Annotated in this window: 5 protein-coding genes; 2 read left to right on the plus strand and 3 right to left on the minus strand. The window is 65.9% G+C overall.

The window, feature by feature from the left end:
- Together H928_RS0114455 and H928_RS27910 are read left to right on the plus strand one after the other, a co-directional pair.
- Positions 1-524 (plus strand): AraC family transcriptional regulator (locus tag H928_RS0114455; RefSeq protein ID WP_021027153.1); only part of this gene is annotated, 524 nt, incomplete at its 5' end.
- Between the two features lie 55 nt (positions 525-579).
- Positions 580-1,194, plus strand: coding sequence for a flavin reductase family protein (locus H928_RS27910; RefSeq protein WP_021027154.1), 615 nt, complete (start codon positions 580-582; stop codon positions 1,192-1,194).
- Positions 1,195-1,209: 15 nt separating this feature from the next.
- On the opposite strand, the gene H928_RS0114465 is transcribed toward H928_RS27910, so the two are convergent.
- The 3 genes from H928_RS0114465 to H928_RS27915 all read right to left on the minus strand — a co-directional run.
- On the minus strand, positions 1,210-1,839 hold the full coding sequence (locus tag H928_RS0114465; RefSeq protein ID WP_021027155.1) for a hypothetical protein: 630 nt from the start codon (positions 1,837-1,839) through the stop codon (positions 1,210-1,212).
- 145 nt (positions 1,840-1,984) lie between these two features.
- Positions 1,985-4,984 carry an S-layer family protein gene (locus H928_RS0114470; RefSeq protein WP_021027156.1) on the minus strand — a complete coding sequence of 1,000 codons (3,000 nt, stop codon included), beginning with the start codon at positions 4,982-4,984 and terminating at the stop codon, positions 1,985-1,987.
- A gap of 118 nt (positions 4,985-5,102) precedes the next feature.
- The coding region (locus H928_RS27915; RefSeq protein ID WP_204366315.1) for a hypothetical protein at positions 5,103-5,470 on the minus strand (368 nt) is incomplete at its 5' end.

Genomic DNA, 5,470 nt, shown 5'->3' on the forward strand with positions numbered 1-5,470 from the left:
GTGACAGCGCTGCCAACCTCTGGCGCCGCTGCCGCGTGCTGGAGGTCTCCGAGCTGATGCGCGCGCTCGTCTGCGATCTGCCCACCCTGCCCGACGATGCACCCGCGCCCAGCGCCGCGCAGCTCGCACGCGAGCGCCATGTCAGCGCGCTGCTGCTCGATGAGCTGCGCCAGGCCACCCAGCTCGATCTGCGGGTGGACATGCCGCGCGACAAGCGCCTGCACAGCCTGTGCCAGGCCGTCCTGGACGACCCGCTGGCCCATGACAGCCTGCAGGCCTTTGCCCACAACAGCGGCGCCAGCCCACGCACCATTGCGCGCCTGTTCCGCCAGGAGCTGGGCTGCACCTACCTGCAGTGGCGCCAGCAGGTCATTCTGGCCAAGGCGGTGGAGCTGGGTGCCAGCGGCCTGGCCATTGGCCAGATAGCTGCCGAGCTGGGCTATACGCCCAGCGCCTTCAGCGCCATGGTGCAGCGTGCCTGCGGCCTGTCACCGGTGCGTTTTCTGGGCATGCAGACCCGCTAGAAATCTGCGCAATCTGCCGCCGTCTACCGCTTTCCCACTCAGTCATTGCCCCACCATGCCCCTGCACAGCTACGAACCCCGCCAAGGCCACCGCCTGCCCCATGACCCCTTCAATGCCATCGTCGGCCCGCGCCCGATTGGCTGGATCTCCAGCACCAGCAGCAGCGGCGTGCTGAACCTGGCGCCCTACAGCTTTTTCAACGCCTTCAACTATGTGCCGCCCATCGTCGGCTTTGCCAGCGTGGGGCGCAAAGACAGCCTGAACAACATCGAGGCGACGGGCGAGTTTGTCTGGAACCTGGCGAGCGAATCGCTGGCCGAGGCGATGAACCAGAGCTGCGCGGCCGTGGGCCCCGAGGTGAACGAATTCGAGCTGGCCGGCCTGGCCACCGAGCCCTCGACACTGGTGCGCCCGCCGCGCGTGCAGGCCAGCCTGGTGACGATGGAATGCCGCTGCACCCAGATCGTGCAGCTGCAGACCGCGCAAGGCGCGCAGGTGCCCACCTGGCTGGTGCTGGGCGAGGTGGTGATGGTGCATATCGACGAGCAGCTGCTGCAAGGCGGCGTGTACCAGACGGCAGCGGGCAAACCGCTGCTGCGCGGCGGCGGGCCGGGCGACTATTTCACGATCAGCGAGGCGGGCAAGTTCGTGATGCGCCGGCCCGCGTGATGCCGCGCGGCATCGTCAATCGCAGCGCATGCCGGTGGCTGCCGCAAAGCTGCCCAGCGACCAGCCCTGCCCCAGCAGAAACATGCGGGTGCTGAGCGGATCGAGCCGCTCGGGCGCCATGCGCTCGCCCAGGTAGTGCATTTTCTTGTTGTGGATATCGACATAGCCCAGGCGGTGGCTGGCAGCGAGCTTGTGCCACAGCGCATGCGCGCCCGGTGACTGGCGCGCGCCTGTGACCAGGCACAGGCCTGCATCGAGCGCCCAGCGGTAGATGCAAGAGGCCAGGCCCTTGCGCTGGTAGGCGGGGTCAAAGCGGCTGTGTGGGCCGCGTATGTAGCGGTCGGCGCGCTTGTCCAGCTCGATCAGGCGGTTGAAGACGGTAAAGCCCGCAATGCGGTGCTCCAGCTGGTCTTCGACATAGACATAGAACTCGCCATCGGCACTGCGGTAGCGGATGGCAAAACGGGGGTCGGACAAAGGAATCTCGGGCAGGCCATGGAGCCGGTCGCCGGGGGTGTGGATGCGATCGTGGATGGAGGCGCATTCGCCTTCGAGTTGATGGGGTGGAATCGGGCTCACATCGATGCGCAACTCCACCGGCCGGTACAGCCAGGATGCCCAGAAGGGGGGTATCGCGAGGTTCATACCAAAACTCCTGCAGTTGAAAACCCGGCAGGTTAGCCCCGGCAGCATTTCGCACGCAAAGGGTGCGATATGCCCCACTGCTGGCAGACACAAAAAAGCCCGCCTGGGGGGCCAGGCGGGCTGTCAAAGTGCAAGGCCTTACGGCTTATTGCACACCCAATGTCATCGACGAGGTGGCACGGTTGCCAATCGCCACCGCAGACGAGCGGTTGCCCGATACGTTGATGCCGCTGGTGCCCGGTACGCCGGAGGCGCTGTAGCTGCCGCTGACCACCGCCGACACGTTGCCGCTGTTGATCTGGGTGGAGGTCAGCTGCGCGCTGGCCATTTGCTGGCCAGGCAGGGCCGACACGTTCACGACGTTCTCCGCGTTGTTGCCCACGGCCGTGGCGCTGGCCGTGTTGCCGCTCAGGTTGAGCGAGCTGCCACGGCTGAAGCCATCGGCGTTCAGGGTTGCGGTGGCCAACACGTTGCCGCTGTTGGCCTGCGAATTGAGTAAGCCCACGCCCGAGCCGCTGTTGAGCGCCGTGCCGGCACCTACCTGCACGCTGTTGAGGGACGTATTACCTGCCGCTACGGCCAGCGCCTGGTTGCCGGTGGTGGTGATGTTGCCATCAATCCGGTTGGCGGCACTGCCGCCGGCCAGCAAGCTGGTGGTCGAGGTGACGGCACCCACGTTGCCCTGGGTATTGGCCAGCAACGCGAACTGGTCGCTGGCCTGCGTGCCGGCAGCCAGGGTCAGCTGGTTGTTGGCGACGTTGGCACGCGCCATGCTGCTGGCCTGGTTGCCCGTGATGGTGGTATTGCCGCTGGCATCGGTAGCCACACTGTTGCCGCTGAGGATGTCCATCCGCGTGGTCGCCGAGGTGTCGCCTGCCGAGGTCTGCACGCTGCCCAGCAGTGCCGGCTGCAGGCTGCCCGTTCCCAGCGTGCTGACGGCGTTCATCTCCAGGCTGTTGACGGCCTGGTTCTGGCTGGCATTGGCGCTGAACTGGTTGTTGCTCACCACCAGCTCATGGCCACCGGCACGCGTGGTGTCTGCCACGGTGTTGCCATCTACCCCCAGGTTGACCCAGGTGAGCGATTGTGCATTGCCCGACGACACGTTTTGTGCGTTGTAGAGAATGGCCGCGGAGCTGCCATCGATGCGGCTGCCGGCCATCGAGACCTGGTTGTTCGCCTGGTTGACGATGGCATCCGAGGCGCCCTGGTTGCCGGTGACGGTGAGGCTGGCGCCCGAGGCCGTGTCGGCACGCAGGCCGATCAGCATCGGGGCTGGCTGGGGCGCAGGGCTGACGTTGATGAAGTCTGCGACCGTGGCACCGACATTGCCGGCCTGGTGGTCCTGCACATTGACCACGATGGCGCCAGAATCAACCACACCATTGGTGGCATTGATGCGGGCCAGGTTGTCGGCCTTCTGGCTGGCAGCGCTGGCGCTGAACTGGTTGCCGCTGACCACCAGAGTGGAATTGGTGGCGCTGGTAGTCGCTGCGCCCACCAGGTTGGAGCTGGCGCTGGCCTCCACTTCGCCGAAGGCATGGCCCTGCGTGTTCATCACCACGGCGGCCGATTGCGTCACCGTATTGTCGGCACCCAGTTGGGCATCGTTGGTGGCGGAGGCGGCCGTAGCGTCAGCGCTGACCTGGTTGCCGCTCACCGTCAGGCTGCTGCCAGACAGGCTGGTCGAGCTGCTGCCGATGCGCGCAGCGCCAGCACCGGCCGAAACGGCACCGCCCGCATTCACCTGGGTATTGGCCGTGGTGGCCAGGCTGCCCGCAATGTTGCTGGCCCCTGCACGGGTCTGGTTGCTGGCGCTGGAGCCCTGGGCCTGGGCTTGGACCAGGTTGCCGCTGACGTTCATGGTGTCGTTGCTGCTGTCCAGGGTCTGCACGCCCAGCGATAACACACTCGCACCAGCGGTGACGACGGGCGAGACCAGGGTCTGGGAATTCGTGGTCTCCAACACCGCACCGTCGATACTGCCTGCAGCAGCCACAGCCGTGCGGTTGCTGCCGCTGTTGCCATCGGCTTGGGCGCTGACGCTGTTGCCCGCGACGCTGTAGCTGTTGTTGGCCGAGCCAGGCTTTTGGTTGTCGATGCCCAGGGTGGTTGCCGAGCCTGAGGCGATGACAAGGCCGCCATTGCCCTGGGTCGCCGTGGTGGCCAGAACCGTACCGGGCGCCTGCACCACATCACCCGATGCCGTGATCTGCAGGTTGCTGGTCTGTTGGTTACCGCCAGCGGAGGCTTGCACCTGGTTGCCGCTCACGCTCAGGGTGCTGTCCGTCATGGGCTGGTTGGGGGTGCCCTGAACCCGGATACCCAGCAAATTGCCGACCGAGCTGATGCCAAAAACAGGGCCCGTGGCCACTTGGTCAACGGTACTGCTGGCATCGGCCCCCACATTGACGCTGCTGCCCTGCACCTGGATACCCGCCTGGGTGGTATTGGCCTGGGCACTGGCATCGACCTGGTTGCCCGAGACACTCAGCCCCAGGTTGTCCATGGCATTGGCGGGGTTGGCACCGCCGGTCTGGTTCAGGCGGATACCTACCTGGGTCAGGGAGGTGGTGCCAAACACCGCGCCCGTTGCCGTCTGGCTAACCGCCGCCGTCGCCGGGGTGCTCATGTCCACCGCTGTGCCGGTGATCTGCATGGTGCCTACCGCCGTGCTGCCGATCGCGGTGGAGGTGGCTTCGTTGTTGCTCACGCTGGCGGTATCACCATCGTGGTTGCCGATCACATTGGCGGCATTGACGCCGATCAGTCCAGAGGTGGTGCTGATGACGGTGCCGCTGACCTGCTGAGCAATATCCACCGTGGGCTGCGTCAGCGGCTGGTTGTTGATGGTCAGGGCGGCAGCCGCACCGGTGGCAAGCCGGTGCTGGTTGCCAATGGCCAGCGCATCCACGCCATTGCCGTTCACCACGCCATTGCTGGGGAAGTTGGTGTACTGCGCATTGCTGCTGTTTTGGGCGTTCACCACCCCGTTGCTGGTTTGGTTGGCCGAGGGTCCGGCCACCGGAGCGCTTCCATTGCTCTGCGCCAGCGCCACGCCGGAGGTCGCAGCGATCAATGCCGCCGCAGCGGCCAGCGGAGCCAGGCGTGCCCGGCGAAGAAAGGTTGGGTGCTTGTGGGACATGACTGTCTCCTAGTCGTACAGGGAGAAAAACTAGACGTGATTTGGGTGTTTTATGCTCTTAGTGCCCGTCTATAAAGCGCTATAAGCTATGAAATTGGTAGCTTTGGAACGATGCCGGTCAAGGCTTGACCTGCAGCCGCGCCAGCAGGCGGTAGCCCGCGCCGTAGCGGTGCACCGTGGTGTCGCCGGGCGTGGGGCGCCACAGCACCTGCACCTGGCCAGGCGGGATGCCGTGCTGGGCCAGTTCAGCGCGCAGCGCCTGCAGGCGCTCGTCGGTCAGCGCATCGCGGCGGGCGGGGGTTTGGTCGTTCTCGTTCTCGCGTGCCAGCAGCGCCATGCGCACGCCCTGGCCGGCGCGCAGGCGCGTCGCCACGGTCTCTGCGGCGGTGGCCGATTGCTGCGCGATACGGGTGTTGTTCTCTTCAAAGACCACGTCCAGCGAGGTCATCGCGGCCTTGGTTTTTTCGGGCATCGGCTCCGGGGCTG

Origin of the sequence: Comamonas sp. B-9 (genome assembly GCF_000410635.1) — a bacterium.
Lineage (GTDB): Bacteria > Pseudomonadota > Gammaproteobacteria > Burkholderiales > Burkholderiaceae_C > Comamonas.

Coding starts and splice junctions, on each gene's coding strand:
- H928_RS0114465 (WP_021027155.1), bottom strand. CDS start 1,839: ATGAACCTCGCGATACCCCCCTTCTGGGCATCCTGGCTGTACCGGCCG.
- H928_RS0114470 (WP_021027156.1), bottom strand. CDS start 4,984: ATGTCCCACAAGCACCCAACCTTTCTTCGCCGGGCACGCCTGGCTCCG.
- H928_RS27910 (WP_021027154.1), top strand. CDS start 580: ATGCCCCTGCACAGCTACGAACCCCGCCAAGGCCACCGCCTGCCCCAT.